The 22,760-nt window shown below is 61.9% G+C and carries 18 protein-coding genes and 2 pseudogenes; 12 read left to right on the top strand and 8 right to left on the bottom strand.

The window, feature by feature from the left end; translation table 11 throughout:
• The first annotated feature begins 201 nt into the window (after positions 1-201).
• Positions 202-1,890, top strand: coding sequence for a mechanosensitive ion channel family protein (locus C8D72_RS01085; protein WP_245955104.1), 1,689 nt, complete (start codon positions 202-204; stop codon positions 1,888-1,890).
• Between the two features lie 353 nt (positions 1,891-2,243).
• On the opposite strand, the pseudogene C8D72_RS01090 reads toward C8D72_RS01085, so the two are convergent.
• The 4 genes and pseudogenes from C8D72_RS01090 to C8D72_RS01105 form a co-directional block, all read right to left on the bottom strand.
• Positions 2,244-3,473 (bottom strand): annotated as a pseudogene (locus C8D72_RS01090) (PQQ-dependent sugar dehydrogenase); the annotation flags it as partial.
• A 44-nt stretch (positions 3,474-3,517) separates the two neighbouring features.
• The gene (locus tag C8D72_RS01095) at positions 3,518-3,943 is read right to left on the bottom strand and encodes a DUF2231 domain-containing protein (RefSeq protein ID WP_115853561.1); all 426 of its coding nucleotides are present in this window, start codon (positions 3,941-3,943) and stop codon (positions 3,518-3,520) included.
• Positions 3,944-4,188: 245 nt separating this feature from the next.
• Complete coding sequence (locus C8D72_RS01100; protein ID WP_147301487.1) at positions 4,189-5,583, bottom strand: ATP-binding protein; 1,395 nt, start codon at positions 5,581-5,583, stop codon at positions 4,189-4,191.
• 14 nt (positions 5,584-5,597) lie between these two features.
• Positions 5,598-6,377, bottom strand: a complete 780-nt coding sequence (locus C8D72_RS01105; RefSeq protein WP_115852583.1) for a response regulator — start codon at positions 6,375-6,377, stop codon at positions 5,598-5,600.
• Positions 6,378-6,483: 106 nt separating this feature from the next.
• On the opposite strand from C8D72_RS01105, the gene C8D72_RS01110 reads away from it, so the two are divergent.
• The gene (locus C8D72_RS01110; protein WP_211308741.1) at positions 6,484-8,796 is read left to right on the top strand and encodes a TonB-dependent siderophore receptor; all 2,313 of its coding nucleotides are present in this window, start codon (positions 6,484-6,486) and stop codon (positions 8,794-8,796) included.
• A 118-nt stretch (positions 8,797-8,914) separates the two neighbouring features.
• Here the strand turns inward: C8D72_RS01110 and C8D72_RS01115 are convergent, their stop codons facing one another.
• Positions 8,915-10,177: an MFS transporter gene (locus C8D72_RS01115; protein ID WP_115852585.1), complete on the bottom strand. Its 1,263-nt coding sequence runs from the start codon at positions 10,175-10,177 to the stop codon at positions 8,915-8,917.
• Between the two features lie 204 nt (positions 10,178-10,381).
• Positions 10,382-11,575, bottom strand: coding sequence for a GGDEF domain-containing protein (locus tag C8D72_RS01120; RefSeq protein ID WP_170140456.1), 1,194 nt, complete (start codon positions 11,573-11,575; stop codon positions 10,382-10,384).
• Positions 11,576-11,877: 302 nt separating this feature from the next.
• Between C8D72_RS01120 and C8D72_RS01125 the strand changes: the two genes are divergently transcribed.
• Positions 11,878-12,291, top strand: a complete 414-nt coding sequence (locus C8D72_RS01125; protein WP_245955106.1) for a YqaA family protein — start codon at positions 11,878-11,880, stop codon at positions 12,289-12,291.
• Between the two features lie 122 nt (positions 12,292-12,413).
• Complete coding sequence (locus tag C8D72_RS01130; RefSeq protein WP_115852587.1) at positions 12,414-13,946, top strand: AbgT family transporter; 1,533 nt, start codon at positions 12,414-12,416, stop codon at positions 13,944-13,946.
• A 67-nt stretch (positions 13,947-14,013) separates the two neighbouring features.
• On the opposite strand, the gene C8D72_RS01135 is transcribed toward C8D72_RS01130, so the two are convergent.
• On the bottom strand, positions 14,014-14,901 hold the full coding sequence (locus C8D72_RS01135; RefSeq protein ID WP_115852588.1) for an aldo/keto reductase family oxidoreductase: 888 nt from the start codon (positions 14,899-14,901) through the stop codon (positions 14,014-14,016).
• 314 nt (positions 14,902-15,215) lie between these two features.
• Between C8D72_RS01135 and C8D72_RS01140 the strand changes: the two genes are divergently transcribed.
• Positions 15,216-17,216, top strand: coding sequence for a mechanosensitive ion channel family protein (locus C8D72_RS01140; RefSeq protein WP_115852589.1), 2,001 nt, complete (start codon positions 15,216-15,218; stop codon positions 17,214-17,216).
• A gap of 83 nt (positions 17,217-17,299) precedes the next feature.
• On the opposite strand, the gene C8D72_RS01145 is transcribed toward C8D72_RS01140, so the two are convergent.
• Entirely contained in the window at positions 17,300-17,683 is a 384-nt protein-coding gene (locus C8D72_RS01145) for a winged helix-turn-helix transcriptional regulator (protein WP_115852590.1), read from the bottom strand.
• Positions 17,684-17,859: 176 nt separating this feature from the next.
• Between C8D72_RS01145 and C8D72_RS17710 the strand changes: the two are divergent.
• From C8D72_RS17710 to yghU, 7 genes and pseudogenes are all read left to right on the top strand, one after another.
• A pseudogene (locus tag C8D72_RS17710) lies at positions 17,860-18,105 on the top strand (NAD(P)-dependent oxidoreductase); the annotation flags it as partial.
• A gap of 11 nt (positions 18,106-18,116) precedes the next feature.
• Complete coding sequence (locus tag C8D72_RS17715) at positions 18,117-18,476, top strand: NAD(P)-dependent oxidoreductase (RefSeq protein WP_281271595.1); 360 nt, start codon at positions 18,117-18,119, stop codon at positions 18,474-18,476.
• 27 nt (positions 18,477-18,503) lie between these two features.
• Positions 18,504-18,971 (top strand): nuclear transport factor 2 family protein, encoded by a 468-nt coding sequence (locus C8D72_RS01155; protein WP_115852591.1) that lies wholly within the window; start codon positions 18,504-18,506, stop codon positions 18,969-18,971.
• Between the two features lie 40 nt (positions 18,972-19,011).
• On the top strand, positions 19,012-19,737 hold the full coding sequence (locus tag C8D72_RS01160) for an SDR family oxidoreductase (RefSeq protein WP_115852592.1): 726 nt from the start codon (positions 19,012-19,014) through the stop codon (positions 19,735-19,737).
• Between the two features lie 163 nt (positions 19,738-19,900).
• Positions 19,901-20,500, top strand: a complete 600-nt coding sequence (locus C8D72_RS01165) for a TetR/AcrR family transcriptional regulator (RefSeq protein WP_115852593.1) — start codon at positions 19,901-19,903, stop codon at positions 20,498-20,500.
• Positions 20,497-21,726 carry a multidrug effflux MFS transporter gene (locus C8D72_RS01170; protein WP_115852594.1) on the top strand — a complete coding sequence of 410 codons (1,230 nt, stop codon included), beginning with the start codon at positions 20,497-20,499 and terminating at the stop codon, positions 21,724-21,726. The genes C8D72_RS01165 and C8D72_RS01170 overlap by 4 nt, the downstream gene beginning before the upstream one ends.
• A 92-nt stretch (positions 21,727-21,818) precedes the next feature.
• Positions 21,819-22,685, top strand: a complete 867-nt coding sequence (gene yghU / locus C8D72_RS01175) for a glutathione-dependent disulfide-bond oxidoreductase (RefSeq protein ID WP_115852595.1) — start codon at positions 21,819-21,821, stop codon at positions 22,683-22,685.
• Positions 22,686-22,760 lie beyond the last annotated feature (75 nt).

Consider the following 22,760-nt stretch of genomic DNA (forward strand, 5'->3'; position numbering starts at 1 on the left):
GATCGCCCCATTCGTGATCGCTGCCAAAAGGGGCGCTGATGCACTCAGCCTGGTCGATAGGTGAGCGAGACGCTCGGGCCATTGTCGAGAGGCAATGAATGGCGCGCACGGCGGCAACTCGCGTTAAGCTTGGCGCTGCCCGGCGCGCAATGCCCCCGGCAGATACCTTCATTGATGACTCATAACTCCGGTAACGCAGGCATGATGATAAAAGGACTGTGGCGGGTATGGCTGGTGGCGGTTGCAACACTGGTGTTGTCAGGCCTGTGTCAGGCGCAGGAGAGCGGCAGCGGAGAGGCGGGCTGGTACAACATCGAGTCGCTCAACGTCGGGCTCGAGGGAGACACTGAAAACAAGAGCCTTCGAACGCCGCGTGAAGCCATGCGCCATTTCATGCATCTCACCGAAACCGGCGATTTCGCGGGTGCGGCGCACATTCTCAATCTGGGCGATCTGTCGCCCGCGGATCAGCGCGAGCACGGCGCGGCGTTGGCGCAGCAGCTGGCCGAGGTGTTCCGGCGTGGCAAGTCGATCAATATCTCCAGGCTGTCGGCGCGCCCGGATGCCGTGATCGAGGATATCTCTGGCAAGGATCCGCGGGCGGGCAAGGCGCGTCGGGATATCGAGCTGGCCTCTCTCGAGGCCGGGAAAGATGCCTACGATATCCGTCTGGGACGCTATCAGGTGGGCGATGACGAGCCGGTCTGGCTGATCACGCCGGAGAGCGTGGCCTCCATCTCGACACTATATGATCGCTACGGCCCGTCGCGTTTCGAGACCTATATTCCCGAGACGTTGAAGCGCAATGTCGGGTTTTTGCGGCTGTGGGAGTGGATCGCCATTCCGCTGGTAGTGCTGGCGATCGCGCTGATCGGCAAGGTTGTGCACGCCCTGATGACCATGCTGACGCGGCTTTTACCCTCCGGCTCACCGAGCATCTTCATGGTCCAGATCCGAAGCCCGGTGGCGCTGATCGTCATGGCGCTGGTCATGCAGACCCTGATCGATTTCGTGGTCTCCTTTTCGGCCGTGGTGGCCACCACGCTGCGTGTGACGCTGACCATCGTCATGGCCTGGGGTATCGGGGTGATCGCGCTGCGCATGATCGACACCTTCATGCTGCACATGACCCGGCGCATGGCCGGCGAGATCGATGACTCCAAGCCCCGGGACGAGCGCAAGCTTCTGACCACGCTCTATGCGTTGCGCCGCGTCATCATTCTGATCATGGTCATTCTGGTCACGATCTATGTGCTCGGGCAGGTGCGTCTGTTCGAGACGCTGGGGCTGTCAATTCTGGCCTCGGCAAGCGTTTTGGCGGTGCTGGTGGGTATTGCCGGGCAGGCGGTGCTGAGCAACATCCTGTCGTCGTTTCAGCTCTCATTGGCCAAGCCCCTGCGCATCGGCGATCTGGTGATGTTCGAGGGCCAGTGGTGCTACGTCGAGAGCATTTTCTACACCTACATTCTGCTGCGGGTGTGGAACGAGCGCCGTCTGATCGTGCCGGTGACCTACTTTGCCTCCAAACCCTTCGAGAACCTGTCGGCCAAGAGCACCATGGAGTATCGAAGCCTGGATCTGGTGCTGCACCTCAATGCTGATGTGGCCTGCCTGCGTGAGAAGTTTCTCGAGTTTGCCCATGAAGAGGAGAACGTCATCGAGCATCACAAGCTGCTGTGCAGCGTCACCGCCCAGACCGCCGCAGCGCAGACCATCACCTTTTTTCTGATGACGGTGGACCCGCTCTCCGGCTGGTCGGCCGAGGTCAGCATCCGGGAAAAGCTCATGACCTTCATTCGCGACAACCATCCCGACTGGTGGCCGCGTCAGGTGGTGGTATTGAGCGAGCAGGACATCGCGCGGGGAGAGACGGTGGCGCAGCGTTCGTAACAGCGTCAGCAGGCCGCAGCCAGGGTGAAAAAATGCCCCGGGGGTGGCTCCCCGAGGCATGAGGTGGTGCGCTGATCAGTGCGTCACCGCGATCAGGTCGCCGTTGTGGAAGGCTCTTCCGTGGCGTCGTCCTGCGTCTCCGGCGTGTCAGTCTCATCGTCCGGTGCGTCGGGCGTTTCAGCCCCATCCGGCGATGCGTCGTTCTGCACATCGGACGGGTCAGCATCGTCTGCCGGCGCGGTCTGCTGCGCCTCCGGCCTATCGGCATCGGGCGTGGCCGGTTCGCTCTCCGGCATGGCGTTGTCGTCGTTCGCTGCAGTCGATGCTGGCCGCGTCGAACCGGCGTCATCGCGGGTGACGCGCCATACGGCGTTGGTCAGGTCATCAGCCACGATCACGGACCCGTCCGGGGCGATGGTCACGCCCACCGGGCGGCCACGGGTGCGGCCATCGTCGGTAAGAAAGCCGGAGACGAAGTCGACCGGGTCACCGGCAGGTTCACCGTTTTCAAACGGCACGAAAATGACGTTGTAGCCGACGGGCTCGGCGCGGTTCCAGCTGCCGTGCTGGCCGATAAAAACGCCGTCGCTGTATTCGCCGCCCACCTGTGGCGTGGAGAAGGCGATGCCCAGCGGCGCGCGGTGAGACCCCAGGCTGTAGTCCGGCGCGATGGCTGACTCGACCTTGTCGGGGTTTTCCGGCTTGACGCGCGGGTCGACGTGCTGACCCCAGTAGCTATAGGGCCAGCCGTAGAAGCCGCCATCCTGAATCGAGGTCAGATAGTCCGGCACCAGATTCGGCCCGAGTTCATCACGCTCGTTGGCCACCGCCCAGAGGGTGTCGGTGTCCGGCTGAAAGGTCAGGTCCGTCGGATTGCGCACGCCGGTGGCGTAAGGGCGATGCGCACCGGTCTCGGCGTCGATCTCCCAGATCTCGGCGCGGTCGACTTCGGCTTCCATGCCGCGCTCGGTGATGTTGCTGTTGGAGCCGATGCCGACGTAGAGATACTCCCCGTCGGGGCTGGCGGTCAGCGCCTTGGTCCAGTGGTGATTGATCTCGGCCGGCAGCTGCGCGACCACCTCGGGCGGACCGCTGGCCTCGCTCTGGCCCTCCTCGTAATCAAAGCGCACCAGCGCATCCTGATTGGCAACGAACAGACCGTCGTCTGTCAGGGCCAGCCCATAGGGAGCGTTGAGGTTGTCGGCAAAGACCGACTGCTCATAGCTGCCGTCGCCGTTGGGGCGCAGTAGCGTCAGCCGGTCGCCGCTTTCCACCGAGGTGTTGCCCTGATCCTTGATGATGCCGGCGATAAAGTCCTTGGGCTTGAGGCGGGGGGCATTACCGCCGCTGCCTTCGGCCACCAGAATATCGCCGTTGGGCAGCACCAGCGTCTGGCGCGGCACCTTCAGATCCGTGGCGATCGCCGTGATCGAGTAGCCCTCGGGCACTGTCGGTTTGGTGTCCCCCCACTGGGCCGGTTTGGGCACCGTCATGTCCGGCAACAGCCCGCGCTGTGGCTCCGGAAGATCGGGGTTGGGGCCATATTGATTTTCGGCCGCCAGAGCGCCGGCGCTACCGGCCATCAGCGCAATCGCCAGCGGTGTGGTCAGGCAGAGTCTGGAAAATGTCATTGTTTTACCTTCACGCCAGTGTTTGAAAAGCCAATCCAGGTGGCGACCAGGGCCAGCACCATCACGATGATCGACAGGATAAAGCCGGTGGGCATGACGGCCCAGGCGTCCATGGCGTGCATCAGCGCATTGATAAAGCCCAGCACGAAGCTCACCACCAGCAACGCGATATAAATGAGGCCGCGGCGGCGGTTGCCGGCGCTAAACAGGCCAAAAATGCCGCAGACAAAGGCCAGTCCGTTACATACGAGAGCGCCGGCAATCAGCCAGGAGGAAAAGTTGGCCCACTGGATCTCGTAGCTTGCCATATAGGCGTAGTCGCTCAGCATAGCGCCAAGAAAGAGCACGAAGGTGCCGGCAAGCACCACCCCGTGCAGCGGGTTCAGTCCGCGTCGATAGGTCGTTTCGGCAGCAGCAGTCAAGGCAAACCCCCTGAAATCATTGAATGAAGCCATGTACCCGGGCGGCATCTTTAATTGTCATGGCACCCAGCTACAGCGTAGCCGGTTTATGGCCGTATCAAGGAAGCACTTTCGACCTGGACCGAATCTGAACGTGTTCTGAGTAAAAAGGATGCTGCAGTAAACGGCGCATTCAAACGCCCATGGCGCGTGTTCAGGGTATCCCGGGTGAAGGCGCTTTCCGGGGCCCGCCTTTTGAGGATCTCTCAGGGACGGTGGGTGGGCAGGGCGATCACGACCCGCAGGCCACCGCCGGCGCGGTTGGTCAGGCTCAGCCGGCCCTGGTGCGCCATCACGATACTGCGCGTGATACCAAGCCCCAGGCCGTAGCCGATGGTTCCGGCGGCGTCCGAGGTTTCGCCGCGTACATAAGGCTGCACGATGTGGGTGAGATGCGCCTCATCGATGCCGGGGCCGTCATCCTGGATCTCGACTTCGACCCGGTCGTCGATCCGGCGCAGCGCCAGCCGTGCATTGCCGGCGTAGCGCAGGGCATTGTCGATCAGGTTGTGCAGCACCCGACGCAGGCTCGGCGCGTGGCCGGTGACCATGGTCGCCGGCGCGCCGTTCCAGCGGACATCACTGCCGGTCTCGGCGAATTCGTCCACCACCTCATTGATCAACCCGGCCAGATCGAACGCAGCGTGGCCTTCGGGCGCTGCGCCCTGGCTTGCCGGGTCCAGCAGGGCGGCGATCAGCGTTTCCATCTGATCGATATTGGCAATCAGCTTTTCCCGCAGCGATGCCTCACTGATGCTCTCCACCCGCAGGCGCATGCGCGTGAGCGGGGTGCGCAGATCGTGAGAGACGGCAGACAGCAGCTGCGTGCGTTCACCCATGAGATCGATCAGCTGTTGCTGCATGACATTGAACGTCTCGGCGGCCTGGCGCATCTCCCTTGGTCCCTCGATGGGCAGCGGCGGCTGGCGGATGTCATGGCCCAGTGACGAGGCGGCGCGTACCAGACGCCGCAGCGGGCGGGTGCTCAGACGCACCACGACCAGCGCCACCGCGATCAGCGCCAGCGCGCGCAGCAGATAGACCCGTAGGGCGTAGTCGCCCAGCACCTGCCAGGCGGGCCGGCCATTCCAGCCCCGCGCCTGAATGGCCTGGATGTGCAGCCACTGCCCGGAGGCCAGCCGCAGCTGAAAGTTGAAATGTCCGATCACCCGGGAGAGACCAAAGAGGCTCGACCAGGTGCCGGGCTGACCGTTCTCATCGTGGATCTCCACGTCCAGCAGCGACAGTTGCAGCGCATCGCCCACTTCACGGTGCAGGGCGTCCTGCAGCAGGCGCTCCACGTTCTCCTGGGCATCGTTCAGGTGCGGCGTCATGGGCAGCGGTGACGAGCGCTGCTCGACATGAAAGGTCTCGGAGGTCGGCAATGGAAACGACGGGTTCTCGTTGAGTCGTTGAATGACCTCCACGGTACGAAACATCACCAGCCGCGCCGGCGCTTCCAGCACCTGGCTGTAGCGCACGTCATACCAGATGCTGCTGGAGAGCAGCTGGATCGACAGGCCGCCGATCACCAGAATCAGGCTCAGCCGGGCGAACAGCGAGTCCGGCCATAAGCGGCGACACCACCTGAATGCACGCATCACTTCGGCACGCCTCACTCCGGCTGGGAGGGCAGCTCGAGCAGATACCCCTCATTGCGGATGGTGCGAATAAAGCGTGGGCGGCGGGCGTTGTCCTCCAGCATGTGGCGCAGCCGGCTGATGCAGACATCGATCGAGCGATCATCCGGGTAGTACTCGCGTCCGAAGGCGCGGTGGCTCAGGGTATTGCGACTGACGATCCGGTTGGGAGCCTCGCTGAGCGCCTTGAGCACCATGAAATCGGAGCGCGGCAGATCAAGGACGCGGTCCTTTGGTGAGTGCAGTCGGCGGGTTTGCAGATCCAGGCGCCAGCCGGCGAAACATCTTGCGCTTTCTCCATGGGTGGCGTCGGGTGTTGGGGGCTGGCGCTCCCGGCCCGGCGCCTTGCGACGCAGCACGGCGCGGATGCGGGCGAGCAGCTCGCGTGGGTCGAAGGGCTTGCACAGATAGTCATCGGCGCCGATCTCAAGACCAATGATGCGCTCGGCGCAGGCGCCGCGCGCGCTGATCATGATCACCGGCAGACCGCCCTGATGGCATAGGTCGCGGCACAGGCTCAGACCATCCTCACCCGGCAGCATGAGATCGAGAATCACCAGATCCACGCTGTCATCCATTTGACGCCACATCTCACGCCCGTTGGCCGCGGGCCGGGTGCGATAGCCCATGCCAGCGAGATAGTCGGTGATCAGCTCCCGGATCTCGTCATCGTCATCCACCACCAGCACCAGCGGGCATTCATGGTGCTGCTCGGCATCCGCGGCCGGGTCCGTCACGTCTCCAATACAATCCATTACATCTGCCTCACAGAGCCAAAGGTTCTCAGCCGGAAGCGCCAATATAATCGTGGCCCCCAGAATGGTAAATGCTAATCATTATTATTTTCACAAAGGGTCATTCATGAACAATCGCGCTTCACAGGCATCCGGGAACGCCCTCGAGGGGAGAGGGGCGCCGCTCGCCGGAGCTATTGCTGCCACGCTGGGCGGCTGCATGTTCGGTACGACGGTGTATGCGCAGCCGCCTGCCGACACCGCTCGGGACGCCTCGCAAGTGCAGCTGGCGCCCATGACCATCGAGGCGGCCAGCTATCAGGACGGCTTTGCCAACAGCTATACGGTGCCCGAGACCCGCAGCGCCACCGGGCTGAATCTTCTGCCCAGGGAGACGCCGCAGTCGGTGACCAGCATCACGCGCCAGCAGATGGATGACCGTCGGGTGGTTGATCTGGAAGACGCGCTGGAGTTGACGCCCGGCATCAGTTCCAGCAAATCGGAGGTGGGTGCGCGTACCGACTATCGTGCCCGCGGCTACAGCATCAACAACTGGCGGGTGGATGGCCTGCAGTTCCCGGGGGACTCGGGCTTTAGCGGTGCCGGTAATGCCTTGAGCATGGACCTGTACGAACGCGTCGATATCGTGCGCGGGGCCAACGGCCTGCTGGGCGGCACCGGGGACCCGTCCGCCACCGTGGACCTGGTGCGCAAGCGCCCGCAAAAGGCGTTCGGCGGCAGCGCCTATGCCTCCTATGGCCGCTGGGACAAGGCCCGCGTCGGCGCTGATCTCAATGTGCCGCTCAACGAGGATGGCAGCATCCGTTCGCGCTTTGTGGTGACCCAGCAGGAAGGCGATTCGTTTCGCGATAACGAATCCAATCGCAACCGGGCAGCACTGGCCAGCTTCGAGTTCGATGCCAGCGAGGACACCACGCTGGGGCTGGGCTATCAGTACGAATACCGCAAGACCCGTGGGGCCGGCTGGGGCGCCAATGTCCCGATCTGGTTTGCCGATGGTGAAGTGACCGACCTGCCGCGCAGTACCAACGTGGCGCCGCACTGGAGCTTCGCGCAGTCCAGAATCAATACCGAATTTGCCTCGCTATCGCACTCGTTCAATGACGACTGGCAGCTCAACGTCGAGATTGCTCAGAGCGATATTGACGCCCTGAACCACCTGGCGGTAGCCAAGGTCAATCGTAATTCAGCGCGGGAATATGTCGGCTACTGGAACCAGGATGGCAGCGGCGCCATTCTCAACGGGATCCATCAGGACCGGGAGACCCGCCAGCGTTCTGCACGCTTTGATCTAAGCGGTAAATACGATCTGCTGGGACGCGAGCATGACGTCATGTTCGGCTACAGCGAAAGCCGCACGCGTGATCGCAGCTATGAATCGGACTGTGTGATGAGCAGCAACACGACCACCATCGAGTCGCCGGGCTGCATGTTCCGCGCCAACGGGCTGGCCATTACCGACTGGCGTGACGGGGTCGATGACGACTTCAACATGGACGCCTCCAAGACCGGTCGCTCGCAGGTCACCAAAACGCGACTGCGCGGTGTGTACGCGGCCACGCGGTTGAACGTCACCGAACCGCTGTCGGTGATCCTGGGCGCGCGTGCCAGCTACTACAAGACCGAAAGCCGCGATTACGAGGGCGAGCGCACCAGCAGCCAGCAGGAAAACGGCGTCTTCACGCCCTATGCCGGTCTGGTCTATGACCTCTCGGACCACTATTCGCTGTATGGAAGCTATACCAACATCTTTACCCCGCAGACCAGCGAGACCAGCAGCGGTGATCGGGTCAAGCCGCTGGAAGGGGACAGCTATGAAGTGGGCGTAAAGGGCGAGTGGTTCGACGGTCGTCTGAACGCCTCGGCGGCCTATTTCCGCACCCGGCAGGAAAACGCCGCCGTGCGGGACGGTGGCAATCTGACGCCGAGCGGCGGTCAGGCCTACAAGGCCGGCACCGGCAACGAAACGGAAGGGGTCGATCTGGAGGTGGCCGGCGCGATCACGCCAAACTGGGATGTCTACGGCGGCTACACCTATCTGCACTTTCGTCGGGTGGATTCCGACGGTCGCAGCGACCCGTCGCATCTGTTCAAGCTGTCAACGACGTATCAGCCCGCAGGCCTGCTTGATCGCTGGACCTTTGGAGGCGGCGTCTACGCCCAGAGCAATATCAGTGCCATTTCAGGTCCGGCGGGGCGGCCCACCGAAGGTGTGAGCACCGGCTCGACGCCTGCCAAATGGCCGGGCTATGCCATCTGGAACGCCATGGCAAGCTATGACCTCACCGATGCCACCAGCGTGACGCTCAACCTCGATAACCTGTTCGACAAGCACTACTACGAGCGTTATGGCTTCTATGCCGGCTCCATTTATGGTCAGCCGCGCAGTGCCACGGTGACCCTGAGCACCTCGTTCTAACGTTCGGCTGCGACCCGGCAGTCCCTATCATCATGCCGGCCCGGGTCAGACCCGGGCCGGCATGATGCGTTGAGATGCGGCGATCACACTGACGGCAGCGCTCGCCGGCCAGGTGTACTTACCGGTCGGATGTGTTCGCAGGCCAGGCGTGCTCGCTGTCGTCGGCCGTGTTTCGACGACGTTCGGTCACTCTGGCGCGCAGCGCGACCACGGCAGCGCCCAGCCCGGCGGCGCCGGCCACCAGCATCGCCCAGCGCGGGCCGGCGTGATCGGCAATGGCGCCCACGATCGGCGCGCCGATCGGCGTGCCGCCCATGGTGACCGCGGTGCGCAGTGCCATGACGCGCCCGCGCATGGCCGGTGTGGTGGTGAGCTGCATGGTGGCATTGGAGGCGGTCATGAAGGTCAGCGCCGACAGCCCGGTCAGCATCAGCGTGATGGCAAAAAGCCACACGCTGGGGGCCAGCGCGGCCAGCGTGCAGAACACGCCGAACGACAGCGACGACACCAGCAACAGCCCCATGCGCGGCTGCTCGCGCCGGGCGGCCAGCAGCGAGCCGGTGACCGAGCCCACCGCCAGGCAGGTGGTCAGCAGTCCGTACTGATTGGCGTCGCCGTCAAAGACGCTCACCGACATGGTCGAGATAAAAACCGGGAAGTTGAAACCGAAGGTGCCGATCAAAAAGAGCATGAACAGCAGCGCGCTCAGATCGGGGCGGCCCCTGACGTAGCGAAACCCCTCGGTCAGCCCGCCCGGGCCCCGGGTGGCGCGCTCGCCGACCACCAGCTCGTTGACGCGCAGCAGACACAGCGCGCCCAGCACGCCGGCAAAGGAGAGCGCGTTGATGATAAAGAGCCAGCCGGTGCCCGCGGCGGCAATCAAAAGCCCTGCCACCGCCGGGCCCACCATGCGCGCGGCGTTGAACGAGGTGGAGTTGAGCGCCACCGCGTTGGCCAGCAGCTTCTCGCCGACCAGGTCGTTGACGAACACCTGCCGCGCCGGGGCATCGAAGGCCGTGACGCAGCCCAGCGCCAGCGCAAAGCCATAGACCTGCCACAGCGTCACCGCACCGGTGAGGGTCAATATCCCCAGACCCAGCGCCAGCAGGCCCTGCAGCGCCTGGGAGAGCATGATCAGGCGGCGGCGATCGAAATAGTCCACGGCAAAGCCGGACAGCGGCAAAAGCAGCAGCTGCGGGCCGAACTGCAGCGCCATGGTGATGCCCATGGCGCTGGCGTCATGCGCCGTCAGTACGGTCAGCACCAGCCAGTCCTGGGCGATGCGCTGCATCCAGGTGCCGACATTGGACACCAGCGCACCGCCAAACCAGAGCCGGTAGTTGTAGACGCTCAGCGAGCGGAAAAGGCGACGGTCAGGCATGGCGCGCCATGCAGGCCGGAGCAGAAAACACCATCGAAAAGCGGTCGGTCATGAAGGGATCGTGATCGTCAATGCAGAAGTGAATGGTTGCCAGGCCGCATCCGGGCCGCGGACATTGCGCGGTGGATGGGCCGGCAAGTGGGTCACCAGTGTAGCGGGTTTTGGGGTGCGGGCATGGTCCGGTAGCGTATCTTCTGCAGACGATCAGGTGCGGCCTGAAGCGTCAACGCGTCCGTCGCGTTCGACATCAGCAGCGTGCGGGTGGCCGTACGCCTGATACACCACCTGGTTGCGGCCGTTGGCTTTCGCCTGATACAGCGCTTCATCGGCGTGCTTTAAAAGATGTGCGCCGCCGTAGTCATGGGCATTGGGCACACTGTGCTGGAGGCTAGACACGCCAACGCTGATGGTGACGCGCGCCCCGGCCCCCAGCGGTTCATTGGCGATGTTCAGGGCCTCAATGGTGGCGCAAAGCCGCTGGGCCAGCTGCCGGGCCCCAGTTTCATCGGTGCCCGGCAGGACAACGGCGAACTCTTCGCCGCCGTAGCGCACCAGCAGATCGGGGGCTCTTGAGATCACGCCCTGCGCGGCTCGGGCGATCTGTTGCAGACAGCGATCGCCCCCGGCGTGGCCGTAGTGATCGTTATACCGCTTGAAGTGGTCGACATCGAACATGATGACCGAGAGTGCCTGCTGGCGACGCGTGAGACGCGCCCACTCGCGTTCCAGTGCTACATCGAGCGCCCGTCTATTGGCCAGGCCCGTCAATGGATCGGTGTTGCTGAGCGTTTCCAGATAGCGGTTGCTCAGCGTCAGCTCGCCCTCGGCGTGATCGATCTGCCGGCGAAAGAGATACAACACGATGCCTGAAAGCGTCAGCGCCCCTGCCACGCTGAAGGCATACATCGCATTGACCCACGGGGTCGGTACCGGGGTGATAACGGTTGCAGCGGTAAACAGAAAGTGCGTAATCACATACTGCACGCCAAAAAAGGCCATGATGGCGGCGTATACCCGTATGTTGGGACGTTTGTAGAGAAAGGCCGATATGGAGGCGAGGGTGAAATAGTACAGATTCACCCCGGCCTCGGTGCCGATAAACCAGGTCACGACAAACAGCTGGCTGCAGCCGTTGGCCAGCAATACCGTACTGGCCAGGTGATGCCACCGCTGATGATTCAGCGGCAGCACCGATAAATATCCCGCGATAAAAAACAGGTTGGCGACGAAGACCCCCCGATAAACCGCAACCTCGTAAACATAATAAAAAAGCTGGTAGGGAAGGGTCGCGGCGATGCCAAAAAGCCCCAGCTGATTGCACAGGGCGATCTGGCGGCGTACCCCGCGTGGGTAGCCTGAAATGCCGGGTGACCAGAGTTTTTTGAGCGTGCTGATCATCGTTTTGCCTTGTACGGTCTGTGAGCAGAGCAGGGAAGCGCTCCTGTTCACGCCCGACAGGTACTTGCGTTGCCATGGAGTGTTATGGCCTTTCATGGGCACGACGGTGTCCTGAAGGCCGGTCGTTCGCCTCTGTCGGAGGTCATCAGCAATACTTGAGGGCCTCGACGGCGATCCTCTCATTATGGAAGTGATTAAGACGTTTGAGGAGTCGGGTTTAATTCCCGGCAGTGGATATTCGAGAGGGGCTGGCCTGCTTGTCTGCCATGTCCTTTCTGTCGGGGCGCCTCATGGAGATGTCATTGCTGGATATCAGTCAGACCGGGCTATTCGCATCGGCCTTTCTCTCGGCCACGCTGTTACCGATGGGGTCAGAAGCCGTGCTGGCCGCGCTGCTGCTCAGGGGCGGCTCACCCGTCACCCTGGTGCTCATTGCCACTGTCGCCAACGTGCTCGGCTCGCTGGTGAACTACGCCATGGGCTACTGGGCCAATCAGGGCTGGCTGGCACGCCAGAAGCCGGGAATCATGGCCCGTGCCGAGCAGCGTTTTCGTCGCTACGGGCGCTGGTCGTTACTGCTTTCCTGGGTACCGATCATCGGGGATCCGCTGACGCTGATCGCCGGGGTGCTGCGGGTCAATCTGTTCTGGTTCTTGTTACTTGTGACCTGCGGCAAGGCGCTGCGCTATATCGTGTTGAGTATGCTGATTCTTTAGGTCCGGACGCTGCGGTCGTCGCCAAACTGTTGTTGGGCTTAATAAAAGCGGGAGCAGGCGCGCTGTTTCTTTAGGATGGCGCGCCGAAACCCACAGCCAACATCTCTATCGGTGGTCGAACAATGAACAACCAGAGCCAGCGAGTGGGCCTTTTGCAGCGCCTGCTCAACTCCATCGAACGTACGGGTAACCGCCTACCCCATCCCGTCACTCTCTTTGCTTTGCTGGCCGCACTGGTCGCGATCGTCTCGGCGGTGCTGTCGCTGTTCGGGCTGGAAGTCGTGCCGCCCGGCGGCGGGGAGGCCGTGGCGGTCAACAATCTGCTCTCCGCGGAGGGCATCCGCTATATCTTCGGTTCTCTGGTCGATAACTTCATCGGCTTTGCGCCGCTCGGCGTTGTGCTGGCGACCATGATCGGCATCGGCATGGCCGAGCGTACCGGGCTGATCAGCGTACTGCTACGCGGCTTTATTCTCTCCATTCCCAAATCGCTGATCACCTTCGGGCTGGTGTTTGCCGGCATCATGTCGAGCGTCGCTTCCGATGCCGGCTATGTGGTGCTGCCGCCGCTGGGCGCGATGATCTTTGCCGCGCTCGGTCGTCACCCCATCGCCGGGCTGGCGGCGGCCTTCGCCGGCGTTTCGGCGGGCTTCAGCGCCAACCTGCTGCTGTCGGCCACCGATGTCATGCTGGGCGAGCTGACCATTCAAGCCGCTGCGACAATTGATCCGGCCTACGCCGGGTCGCTCAATCTGGCGATGAACTACTACTTCATCATCGTCTCGACCTTCTTTCTGGCCATCATCGGCACGTTGATCAGCCAGTTCGTGGTCGAGCCGCGGCTGGGCCGCTATGAGGGCGACTACCAGGGCGAAGAGTCCACCACCATCACGGCGCTGGAAAAGCGCGGCATGAAATGGGCCAGCATCGCGTTTGTGGTCACCCTGGCCCTGCTGGCGCTGTTGATCGTGCCGCCGGGGGCGCCGCTGCGCGGTGAAGGCGGGGCCATCGTACAGTCGCCCTTCATGAGCGCGCTGGCGGTGGTGCTGCTGATTCTCTTTTTCGTGCCCGGGCTGGTCTATGGCATCGTCACCGGCGCGGTCAAAAACGATACCGACGTCGCCAATGAGCTCTCCAAAACGATGGCCGGCATGAGCATGTTCATCATGCTCGCCTTTACTGCCGGTCAGTTTGTCGCCTGGTTTGCCGAGTCCAACCTTGGCACCTTCATGGCGGTCTACGGCGCGGAGCTTTTGCAGAGCATCAGTCTGACCGGCATTCCGCTGCTGATCCTGTTCGTACTCATCGTGGGCTTCATCAACCTGTTCATCGGCAGCGCCTCGGCCAAGTGGGCGATCCTGGCGCCGGTGTTCGTGCCGATCATGATGCAGCTGGGCTACTCGCCGGAGCTGACCCAGATGGCCTACCGCGTGGCGGACTCTTCCACCAACATCATCACGCCGCTGATGACCTATTTTGCGTTAATCATCGCCTATGCCCAGCAATACGACCGCGACATTCGCATCGGCTCGCTGATCGCGGTGATGCTGCCCTATTCGATGGCCTTCATGATGTTCTGGACGCTGCTGTTGATCGTTTGGCTGCTGCTGGGGCTGCCGCTGGGGCCCGGCTCCGCGATTCATTACGGCGGCTGACGCTGCTTGACCGGCCGCCCCGGCGATACAGGCGGCGGCCGGAAACGAGCATGGGCGCCTCACGCCATCAGTCGCTGGCGCGCGCCTCACCCTTGCCGATACCCTCTAGCACGGCCAGTTCGGCATGCGGGAGCAGCAGATTGGCAGCGTCCAGATTCTCTGCCAGATGCGAAAGCGATGAGGTGCCGGGAATCAGCAACAGATTGGGCGAGCGTTGCAAAAGCCAGGCCAGTGCTACCTGCATCGGTGTGGCCTCGATGCGCGCGGCCACCTCGTCAAGCGCATCCGACTGCAGGGGCGTGAAACCGCCCAGTGGGAAGAAGGGTACGTAGGGAATGTTCTGCGCGGCCAGCTCATCGATCAGCGCGTCGTCCTGGCGCTGGGCCAGGTTGTACTGGTTCTGCACACAGGCCACCTCGCCGCTCTTTTGCGCCTCACGCACCTGGGTGGCGGTCACGTTGCTCAGTCCCAGATGGCGGATCAGTCCGCGCGCCTTTAGCTCGAGCAGGGTGGTCCAGGGCTCTTCCAGCGACCCCTCTGCCGGGCCGTGGGTGTCGATCATGCTGCGCAGATTGACCACCTCCAGCGCCTCGAGCCCGAGATTTCTCAGGTTGTCCTCCACGGCGCGGGTCAGCTCTTCAGGAGAGAGCGCCGGCAGCCAGCCACCGTTCTCGTCGCGGCGGGCACTGACCTTGGTGACGATGTGCAGTTGATCGGGATAAGGGTGCAGCGCCTCGCGAATCAGCTGGTTGGTGACGTGCGGACCATAGAAATCCGAGGTATCGATATGATCGACACCGGCCTCAACGACAGCCTGCAGTACCCGGCGCGCCATGGCCGGATCCTTCGATGGTCCGAAAACGCCGGGCCCTGTCAGCTGCATGGCGCCATAGCCCATGCGACATACCTGCCCATCGCCCAACGTATAACGTCCTGCACCGCTGATATTGATCATGTGTGTTCTCCTTGACAGGATTTGCCGGCTGACCTATGAGGGCATGGGGCACGAAAAGGACCATGGCCAGTGTAGTCCTGCCCGTGACGGCGGTACGTACTGCAGTATCGACAGGGGCGCCGTAATGGCGTCATCTCCCGACGAATCGATCGAACGCGACATTTTTTCAACACAGATCAGGGACTGACGTTGTCACAGTGACTACCCTGTGCGCCGGCCACCAATCGTCCGGGGGCCACTGCCGCCATGTCTGATGATTCACATCCATTAGGCGGTATGGAGGGGACGTTCCATTCAAAGGAACTGGCGTACGTATGAAGGCAAATGATGTATGGCGAGTGTGGCTGCTGGCGGCAGTGATGCTCATGTTGTCCGCCCTGTGTGTGAGTCAGGCACAGGCGGCGCAGGAGGGAGATAACGAAGCCGGGCGCTGGTTTTCAGTCGAGTCGCTGAACACCGGACTGGGCGAGCCGCCTGACCATGTGCAGCGGGGCTCGCCACGCGAGACGATGCGCAGCCTGATGGAACTGACTCAAAAAGAGGATTTTGCCGCGGCAGCGCATATTCTCAATCTTTCCGAGCTGAGCCCCCAGGAGCAGCGCGAAAAGGGCGAACGACTGGTCCAGGAGCTGGGTGTGGCACTTCGCCGTGGCGAGTGGCTGAGGGTATCCGGACTCTCCGGGCGTCAGGACGCCGCCATCGAGGACCCTTCGGGGCAAAATCCCCGCGCCGGTGTGCCGCGTCGTAATATTGAGCTGGCCTCCTTTCAGGCCGATGGCGAAACCTATGATGTTCGTCTGGCCCGCTATCGGGTCGACGGTGAAGAGCCTGTCTGGCTGATCATGCCGGACACCGTGTCATCGATTCCGCTGCTGTATGACGAGTACGGCCCCTCCGGCTTTGAAGACTATATTCCCGATCGTCTCAAGACCTCCCTTGGCATGCTCAAGGCCTGGGAGTGGATTGCCATTCCGATCGTGTTGCCAGCGATTGCCCTGTTGGGATGGGCGATCTACAACCTGGCAGGGCTGGTCGCCCGCTGGCTGCCTGAAGGCGGCTCCCGAAGCTTTTTTACCGATCGGATCAGAGGGCCTCTGGCCTTTATTGTCATGTCGCTGGCCACCCAGATGCTGCTGGATTACGTGGTGTCCTTTTCGGCGGTCATCACCACGACCCTTCGCGTGCTGTTGATCCTCGTTCTGGGCTGGGCTGCCGGAATAATTGCGCTGCGTCTGGTGGATACCATCATGGTCCGCATGATGCGGCGGTTCATGGGCGAGATTGACGATACCAGCCCCAAGGAAGATCGCCGGCTGCTCACATCGCTCTATGCGATGCGCCGAATCATCATCCTGATCATGGTCACGGCGGTCTCGGTCTTTGTGCTGAGCCAGATTCAGATCTTTGAAACGCTGGGGCTGTCCATTCTGGCCTCGGCCAGTGTAGGGGCGGTGCTGGTGGGTATCGCCGGCCAGGCGGTGCTGAGCAATATTCTCTCGTCGTTTCAGCTGGCACTCGCCAAGCCCATACGCATCGGTGATCTGGTGATGTTCGAGGATCAGTGGTGTTACGTCGAGGGCATCTTCTACACGTTTATCCGCCTGAGGGTCTGGAATGAACGTCGTCTGCTCGTGCCGGTCACCTACTTTGCCTCAAAGCCGTTTGAAAACATGTCGGCCCAGAGCACTCACGAGTACCGATGCCTCGAAATGAAGCTTCATCTGAGCGCGGACATCGGTCGTATCCGGGAGAAGTTCGTTGAGTTTGCCAAGGAGGAGGACAGTGTTGTCGAGCATGACAGGCTGCTGTGTTACGTGACCGGACAGACCGATATGGCGCAAACGATTGCCTGCTATCTCATGACCACTGACCCGATGAGCGGCTGGACGGCGGAGATGTTGATCAGGGAAAGACTGCTGGCCTTTGTGCGGGACAACCATCCCGAGTGGTGGCCCAGAGAGGTCATGGCGGTCGGACGCCACGATGTTGCCTTTGGTAATGTGTCTGAGGCTCGCGATGCATCGGCAGACCGTAGTGACAGCGAACAGGGCGCTGACGAAGACGTTGATGAAAACACTGAAGAAGGTTTCAAGGAAAACGCCGAGGAAAGCCCCGGCAGCGACGATGAAGAGGAGACCAGGCAAGGCGCCCGGGAAGGGATTGATAAGGACAGTAAAAAGGGCTTCAAAAAGGACGCCAGTGAAAGCCCCGGCAGTAGCGATGAAAGGAACGCCGCAACGGATCTTAGAAAAAGGGATATGGAAAAGGGTCGAAAAAGATCTGAAAGGAATGCCCGGGGGGATCGTTCCCAATAGGGCCGGTCGCCAGGCGCCGTCGAAAGCCGGTGCCTGACGTCATTTCGTTTCCCTTTTCGAGGGGGCGCTGTGCTTTCGTGTCATCAACGCTGTTCCGGGTTCGCCTGATATCGAGTGCGTGCCTCAACAATGGCGCGGTGGTGCGACTCCGCCCAGGCCACCAGCTGCTGCATGGGCTCAAGAAACGAGCGCCCCAGGTCTGTCAGGGCGTATTCCACCCGCGGCGGCACCTCGGGGTAGAGCGTGCGGGTAATAAAGCCGTCCTGCTCGAGCTGCTTCAATGTGCGAGAGAGCATCTGTTTCGAGATGTCACCGATCTCGCGCATCAGGGCATTGAAGCGCAGGGTTCCGGGCGCCAGTGCCTCCAGTATCAAAAGACTCCACTGATTGCCGATGCGATCAAGCACATCTCGAATTGGGCAGGGCTGTTCGAAAACAATCTCTTCGCCGTCAGATATCGTTGTCATGATCTCTCCATCAAGGGTGTTGTTTATTGTTCATCAGGGGGTGCAGCGGTCACATTTATGTGACCGGGTCAGGCGGCGATGACTTCTTGCGCCGCCTTCGGAACTCACATAGGTTTAGCTTACGGTCTGTCTTTTAGACCATCTATTGGGTAGGAACTCAAGCAGGAAGGTGACTCATGGCAAAGGTGGCATTGATTGGGGCATCGGGTAATGCCGGCTCACGACTTCTGAGCGAACTGTCCGAGCGTGGGCATCAGGTGACGGCCATTGCGCGCAATGCGGACAGGATTGCGTCGCTGCCGGGCGTGACGGCAAGGCAGGGCGATGCCGATGAGTCGCAGGCGCTGGCAGCACTGCTTAAGGGGCATGACGCCGTCATCAGCGCGGTGAACTTCAAGACCAATGACGTGAAAACGCTGGTCGGTGCGGTGCGGTGCGGGATGCCGGTGTCACGCGCTATCTCGTCGTCGGCGGCGCCGGCAGCCTTGAGGTCGCTTTTGAAGAGAAACTCATCGATCAACCGGATTTCCCCGATGCCTACCAGCCCGAGGCGCGCGCCGGCGGCGAGTTTCTGGACTTTCTGCGCGGCGTGGAAGATCTCGAGTGGACCTTTCTGTCGCCTTCTGCCGAGTTCGTGCCCGGCGATCGCACCGGTCAGTTTCGACTCGGCCAGGATCAGCTTTTGACCCATGAGGGCGGCTCCAGCATTTCCTTTGAAGACTACGCCGTGGCGATGGTCGATGAGCTGGAAAACCCCACCCATGTTCGCCAGCGTTTCACCGTCGGCTACTGATCAATCCAACCCTTCTGGAGCATTTGCATGTCGTTACTGAAATCCCTCGGCGTGGCCACCACCGCATTGATGCTGGCCATTCCTGCGGTCTCGTTTGCCCAGTCCGAGTGCGATGTGGATCAGGAAGAGTCCAATCGGGAACTGGTGGTGGACTTCTACAACCAGTTTTTCAACGAGCATGAGACTGAAAAAAGCGGTGAGGTGCTGGCAGGCGACTATATCCAGCACAATCCGGAGGTGCCTGACGGCAAGGCGCCCTTCGTCGATTACTTCTCGGGTTACTTCAAGGAAAATCCGGACTACAAAAGCGAAATCATGCGCAGCGCCGCCGATGGCGATCTGGTCTGGCTGCATGTGCACTCGACCAACGGTGACGAGGATCAGGGCGAGGCCGTGGTGGATATTTTCCGCGTCGATGACGGTAAAATCGTCGAGCACTGGGACGTGATTCAGTCGGTGCCGGAAGAATCCGCCAACGACAACACCATGTTTTAAGCAGGACATGTCCTGAACCGTAGAGCCTCAGGGAGATGACATGATAAAAGCCGCAACCGTTGAAGACGCCGCGTACCGGGCCATGGTGGTGGGTGCCTCCCGCGGCATCGGGCTGGGACTGGTGCGCGTGCTGCTCACGCATGGCTGGCAGGTGACGGCCACGGTGCGCGACACTGCCCGCACGCCGCCGGCGCTGTCAGATCTGCAAAAGCAGCATGACGTCGCGCTCGAGATCATCGAGCTGGATCTGGGCCAGTCCTCCCGGCCTGCTGAACTTGCCCAGTCGCTCGGGCCGCAGGCGCTGAATCTGCTGGTGATTTCGGCCGGCATCATGGGGCCGGATCATCAGCGCGCCGAGCAGGCGAGTCGGGAGGAGACCGGCGAGCTGTTCGATCTTAATGCCATGGCGCCGCTACGGCTGGCCCGTGCGCTGCTGCCTGCCATGACGCCTCAGGGAGTGATCGGCTTTTTAAGCTCCCGCATGGGCAGCGTGTCGCTCAATGATTCAGGCGACCGCGAGCTCTATCGGGCCAGCAAGGCCGCGCTCAACAGCCTCACGCGCGGCTTTGCCGTTAACGAGGCGATCCCTGCTGGGGTCGGCGTGCTGAATCTGCATCCGGGCTGGGTGCAGACCGACATGGGCGGTGATGATGCCCCGGTAACGGTCGAGCAGAGCGTCACCGGGCTGGTGAAGGTGCTGGAAGGTGCGCTGGGTCGGAGCGAGCAGCGGTTTGTGGACTTCGAAGATCAAACGCTCACCTGGTAATGATCCAAAGCGTCAGCGATAGGAAATGGCCCATCAGGGCCATTTTTTTAAATGACCAGGGCTACCTACCGGTCGGTAGCCTTTTGTGTCAGGATGCGCGGCCCGGCGTTTGAACTCCTTGTGGCAAGCGTTACCGGGTTACCGATTTTCTGGAGTAGCGACAATGTCATCCACCATCACACCGGCACTGCGACGGGTGCTCAACGCGGCAGTGATTCAGTTTGCCCGGCATGGCTATGAGGGCGCCTCACTGTCCGGCATTGCCCTTGAAGCCGGGATTCGCAAGGCGTCGCTGTATTCGCATGTCAAAAACAAGGACGCGCTATTCATGGCGGTCTTTGAAGACGCGCTTGAAATGGAAGCGCTCTTTGCCCGGGAATGCTTTGCCCGCCCTGAGCCCGGGCTTCCAGGACAAAACTACTGCGAGTCGCTGCTGGCGCGCTACGCCGATTCCGAGCATTTCCGCTTTCTGCTGCGGACCTCCTATATCCCGCCTGCGTCCCTCTTTGACGAGCTTCAGGAAGGCTATGAAGTCTATATGCAGCAACTGCTGGCGGACTTTACGACCGCACTGCGCCGCCATCTCGGGCAGATTTCCGACCAGGATGCCGAGGTCATGGGGCATGCCTGGATGGGCATGGTCGACAGTCTGCACGTGGCCCTGATCTATATCGGTCAGGCGCGTTTTGAAGCGCGCCTCAACGCCCTGGAGCGTCTCATGGGTGACAGCATCGCAAGGCTTGAACAGGGAGAAACGCCATGACTCAGCAGACGGCTCGGGCTGACGCCTATCAGGGAAACATCGGGCTTTCGCTGGTGATACTGCTGGCGCTTTTGACCGCGCTCGATGCCATGGCCATCGACATGTACCTGCCCGGCATGCCGATGATTGCGCAGACCTACGGCGTTTCGGCCGGCAGCGTGCAGCAGACCCTGTCCGTCTTTCTGGCCGGCCTGGCGCTGGGTCAGTGCCTGTATGGCCCGCTGCTGGAGCGTTTCGGGCGGCGGATGCCGCTCATGGTGGGGCTGGTGATCTTTGTGGCGGGTTCGGTGGCCGCTGCCATGGCGCCCACGCTCGAGTGGCTGCTGGTCGCACGCTTTGCCCAGGCCATCGGCGCTGCCGCCGGGCTGGTGGCGCCGCGCGCCATCGTGGCCGATCTGTGTGACGTCAAAAGCTCGGCCAGAATCTTTTCGCTGCTGATGCAGGTGATGATGATCGCCCCGGTCGTGGCGCCGATGATGGGTGGTTTCATGCTCGAACACGGCGGCTGGCGGGGCATCTTCTGGGTGCTGGCGGTACTCGGCATTACAGGGCTGGTGTGGGGGCTGGTCGCTATCCCTGAATCACTGGACCCCGAGCGTCGGGTGGCGCTGAGCGTGAGCAGCGTGGTGCAGGGCTATCTGGCCCAGTCGCGCCGCCGGGTCTTCATGGCCTACACACTCGCCGGTGGTTTCGTGCTGGGCTCGCTGTTTACCTACATCAGCGCGGCCACCTTCGTGTTTACCGAGCATTTTGGCATGACGCCGACCCATTTCAGCTATCTGTTTGCCGCCAACTCGGTGGGGCTGATTCTGGGCGGGACGCTGGCCAACATTCTCGCCGGTCGTGGCATGACGCCGGCGCGAGTGACCTATCTCGGGCTGGGCGTCCACGCGCTGGCCGGCGGGCTTCTGGCACTGGCCGTCGCGGCCGGCATGGGTACCTTTGAGGTCTATGTCGCGCTGCTGGCGCTGGCGGTCGCCGCGCTCGGGCTGGTGTTTGGCAATCTGACGGCGCTGACCATGAACCATGGCGGCCGACAGGCGGGCGTGGCCTCGGCATTGATGGGCACGCTGCACTACCTGCTGGCCGCCGGCGTGGGTTATGTCGTCAGTCTGGCCACGCAGGGGCCGGCGCTGATGCCGCTGACCATCGCGATCTGCGGCGTTATGGCCATTGTGATGTGTGTGCTGGCAGGGCGGCTGATTCCGCGCGAAGCTGGCGAATGAAAACAGTGGTCGATGCCTTTTCATTAACACGCTATCTTTTCTCCTGACGCCGGGTGCCAGGCACCCACATACAAGCGACAAGGAAATGACTCATGAGTGAACAGGAATACACGCCGCCCACGGTCTGGGAACCCAAGGAGAGTGGCGGCAAGTTTGCCAGCATTAACCGTCCGGTCGCCGGGCCTACCCATGACAAGGCGCTATCGGTCGGCAAGCATCCGTTTCAGCTTTACTCGCTGGCCACGCCCAACGGTGTGAAGGCCTCAATCATGCTCGAGGAGCTGCTGGCACTGGGCCATGAGGGCGCCGAGTACGATGCGTGGCTGGTCGATATCGGCGAAGGGGACCAGTTCGGCAGTGGCTTTGTCGAGGCCAACCCGAACTCCAAGATTCCGGCGCTGATGGATCACACCACCGAGACGCCCACACGGGTGTTCGAATCCGGCTCGATTCTGCTCTATCTGGCGGAGAAGTTCGGCGAACTGCTGCCCGGTGAGCACGTGGCACGCACCGAAACCATGAACTGGCTGTTCTGGCAGATGGGCAGTGCGCCGTTTCTGGGCGGCGGCTTCGGCCACTTCTATGCCTACGCGCCGGTGAAGCTCGAGTATCCGATCGACCGCTACACCATGGAAGCCAAGCGCCAGCTCGACGTGCTCAACCGCCATCTGGCCGATAATCAGTACATGGCCGGCGATGACTACACCATTGCCGACATCGCCATCTGGTCCTGGTATGGTCAGCTGGTGCTGGGTCGTCTGTATGACGCCGCCGAGTTCCTGCAGGTGGAGAGCTATGAGCACGTGATGCGCTGGGCGAAGGATATCGATGCCCGCCCGGCCGTGCAGCGCGGTCGCATGGTCAATCGCACCTTCGGCGAGCCGGAAACCCAGCTCCACGAGCGCCACGATGCCAGCGACTTCGACACCAAAACGCAGGACAAGATTGGTCAGAACTGATCGCGTCCAATCCTGAACGACAAGAAGCCCGGCTCCGTGCCGGGCTTTTTGATGTCTGCAGCCTGAATGCGCACG

The sequence above is a fragment of the Kushneria indalinina DSM 14324 genome (genome assembly GCF_003385845.1).
Lineage (GTDB): Bacteria > Pseudomonadota > Gammaproteobacteria > Pseudomonadales > Halomonadaceae > Kushneria > Kushneria indalinina.

Bases quoted from the DNA above. Each gene is read 5' to 3' on its own strand.
- C8D72_RS01165 (WP_115852593.1), top strand. From the start codon at position 19,901: ATGTCATCCACCATCACACCGGCACTGCGACGGGTGCTCAACGCGGCA.
- yghU (WP_115852595.1), top strand. From the start codon at position 21,819: ATGAGTGAACAGGAATACACGCCGCCCACGGTCTGGGAACCCAAGGAG.
- C8D72_RS01160 (WP_115852592.1), top strand. From the start codon at position 19,012: ATGATAAAAGCCGCAACCGTTGAAGACGCCGCGTACCGGGCCATGGTG.
- C8D72_RS01115 (WP_115852585.1), bottom strand. From the start codon at position 10,177: ATGCCTGACCGTCGCCTTTTCCGCTCGCTGAGCGTCTACAACTACCGG.
- C8D72_RS01140 (WP_115852589.1), top strand. From the start codon at position 15,216: ATGAAGGCAAATGATGTATGGCGAGTGTGGCTGCTGGCGGCAGTGATG.
- C8D72_RS01120 (WP_170140456.1), bottom strand. From the start codon at position 11,575: ATGATCAGCACGCTCAAAAAACTCTGGTCACCCGGCATTTCAGGCTAC.
- C8D72_RS01145 (WP_115852590.1), bottom strand. From the start codon at position 17,683: ATGACAACGATATCTGACGGCGAAGAGATTGTTTTCGAACAGCCCTGC.
- C8D72_RS01135 (WP_115852588.1), bottom strand. From the start codon at position 14,901: ATGATCAATATCAGCGGTGCAGGACGTTATACGTTGGGCGATGGGCAG.
- C8D72_RS01130 (WP_115852587.1), top strand. From the start codon at position 12,414: ATGAACAACCAGAGCCAGCGAGTGGGCCTTTTGCAGCGCCTGCTCAAC.
- C8D72_RS01100 (WP_147301487.1), bottom strand. From the start codon at position 5,583: ATGCGTGCATTCAGGTGGTGTCGCCGCTTATGGCCGGACTCGCTGTTC.
- C8D72_RS01085 (WP_245955104.1), top strand. From the start codon at position 202: ATGATGATAAAAGGACTGTGGCGGGTATGGCTGGTGGCGGTTGCAACA.
- C8D72_RS01110 (WP_211308741.1), top strand. From the start codon at position 6,484: ATGAACAATCGCGCTTCACAGGCATCCGGGAACGCCCTCGAGGGGAGA.
- C8D72_RS01170 (WP_115852594.1), top strand. From the start codon at position 20,497: ATGACTCAGCAGACGGCTCGGGCTGACGCCTATCAGGGAAACATCGGG.
- C8D72_RS01155 (WP_115852591.1), top strand. From the start codon at position 18,504: ATGTCGTTACTGAAATCCCTCGGCGTGGCCACCACCGCATTGATGCTG.
- C8D72_RS01105 (WP_115852583.1), bottom strand. From the start codon at position 6,377: ATGGATTGTATTGGAGACGTGACGGACCCGGCCGCGGATGCCGAGCAG.